This window comes from Allobosea sp. 10N428, assembly GCF_056394545.1.
The window spans coordinates 1-2,133 of sequence record NZ_JBFTIC010000030.1; the positions used below are offsets into that span (position 1 = coordinate 1).

The 2,133-nt window shown below is 59.0% G+C and carries 2 protein-coding genes and 1 pseudogene; 1 reads left to right on the top strand and 2 read right to left on the bottom strand.

Annotation, left to right across the window (positions count from 1 at the left end; translation table 11 throughout):
* Window positions 1-619 (bottom strand): annotated as a pseudogene (locus AC1DDA_RS27325) (hypothetical protein); the annotation flags it as partial.
* Window positions 620-788: 169 nt separating this feature from the next.
* Between AC1DDA_RS27325 and AC1DDA_RS27330 the strand changes: the two are divergent.
* Complete coding sequence (locus AC1DDA_RS27330; protein WP_476798084.1) at window positions 789-1,073, top strand: hypothetical protein; 285 nt, start codon at window positions 789-791, stop codon at window positions 1,071-1,073.
* Window positions 1,074-1,396: 323 nt separating this feature from the next.
* On the opposite strand, the gene AC1DDA_RS27335 is transcribed toward AC1DDA_RS27330, so the two are convergent.
* A complete protein-coding gene (locus tag AC1DDA_RS27335; RefSeq protein WP_441514574.1) occupies window positions 1,397-1,621 on the bottom strand; it encodes a hypothetical protein in 225 nt (74 codons plus the stop codon).
* Between the last annotated feature and the right edge of the window lie 512 nt (window positions 1,622-2,133).

A 2,133-nucleotide genomic window follows, 5' to 3' on the forward strand; every position in this document is an offset into this window, starting at 1 on the left:
GGGGTGCGGATGACAAACTGACGAACGGCCTGACGGTCACCTGTGGCTCAAGCGTCTCAAGCGCCTGATCGGACAACGGGAATTGTGGCGGGAGTTGCTCTCGCGTAGCCAAGACAACGACGACCAAGTTCAGAGCTATTGCACACAAAAGTCCGCAGGCCAGTACGCCGGGGCGGGTCATCAATTCCGTACGTGATGATCGGCTTTGGCGGGGTGTCTCCCACGGCCCGGCTGCGTCCAGCACCGGCGTATCGATAACACGCCAGCGGAACGCGGGAACATAGCTCCCCTTCGCGACCTGAATAACCACCGGATCGCATTTTCCATCGAGAAGGTAATATCTTTCCAGCGCGCGCCGCAGGCGACCGGCCTCGATCCGCACCACCGGATCGTTCATGGCGTCGAAATCCGCACCCCGACCAAATACCTCATTCGCGATCGTGAAGGCCTTTAATCGCTTTTCTTTCCCCGAAAGCTTTTCTTCGACAATGTACTGTAGAAAGTGTTTTACACGCGCAGGAACATTGAAATCTGCACTTCCCACGATCCGCGCGAGCTCTGACCTTACCGCTTCCCCCTCCGGTTCGGTCAAAGTACCAAAGCAATTCGACGCTTCCACGGCGACCCCTGCGCGAACGCAAATACGAAACCCGCTTCTCTCTTACGATAGATCTGCGCATCGCTCAGTGGCAACAAGTAATCGTGGTGAGAACAGCAACTTGACACCAGGGACAATATCGCGAACCCCAACGCGTGGTTAGCCTGTACGGGGGATTTCGGAAGGCGCCATGACGCCAGAGCAAAAAGCAGGCCTGGCACGATTGATGCTCCGCTGGCCCGAACGGCGCGAACAGCTCAAGAGAGCTGCAGAACGCTGCATTGACCTATATGAAGGCTATGAGCTGGCCTCGCGCGCCTACGTTCGATGGACCCAGCAGACTGAACCGAATGCCGCGGCCATAGCAGAGGAATACCGGAAACTTCTAATCGAGCTTGAACTCGAAATCGCGGGCTTCTTGGCTGGCGATCGTAAGGTTAGCCGAAGGTCCGCCGACAAACCCAAATCCTCGTGATTCCTGCGCGGCCTCAGTAGGCCAGCAGTCCAGCTACGAACGACGCGATCACCGCATTCGCCAGCCCCGAGATCAGCAAAATTAAAACCGGCCACCGCGGAGTACCTTGCTCGGCCTCGTCAGGCGTCTCGACCGTAGGTTCTGCATCGCGATCGTAGACGAGCCGGAGTGGTGGCCTCAACTTCTCGTTATTGGGGCACTTTTGGTCGAGGATCGACCATCATGGCGGCCTCCTCCGAGCGCTTCGGGTAATAACCGCAAAGGGAAACTCCTTTCGACGTGCAGCGTTCCAGAGAAGCTGCCGCCAAACTGACGGCTATGGGTCACGCTTCCTCGATGATCGATTGATAGCGCTCGACCGCCAGCCTCGCCAGTTCTGCTTCATCTGCGGCGACGGCTACTAGCGAGACAATGATGTTGGCCAGCTTAGAGCGTTCTGGCTCCTCAAGTGCAACGGGAATGCTTGGCGCGATTTCGACCCATGCTGTCTCAAAGGCGGCTTGGGCGCGCGCGAGATGATCTGAATCGGTCAGGGACGAGAATAGCATGGTCCTTTCCTCCGCAACGGCTCTGCGCAGAAAAAACGGACCTCGAGGTCTCGCCCCCCCTTTTCCCGGCGCCAAGAAGGGAGCCGACCGGAGATCGGCTCCCTCGGCGATTGCGGTGCTCCAACAATCACCGGCTGCTTTTCGAGAGGGCCTCGACGCATCGCCTTTGAGGAATTCATCGGCGCTCGAAAGCGGCACAGTAAGAACGGGGACGTCGGGCGCAAGGTTCCGGGACGGCGTAGTGTCAGAATGGCGCAGAAGATGCCGAGCAATTGGGATGCTAAACGTCGCTTGCCCCCACCCCGAAACGGGCGCGTACTGCCGAGGCAGTTGGCGGGGGGCCGGCGATGTATACCGGGAAAGGCCTGCTTGTCCTGCGGGACGGCCGGACGCTCCCGCTCACCTACCAATTTGGCAGCAACTCCGACGATACCCGCGCCGGGTACCTTTTCTGCGATCTCTCGGACGTCGATCCAGCCGCTCTCTTCTACAGGCTCCGCGTGGTCTGCGAC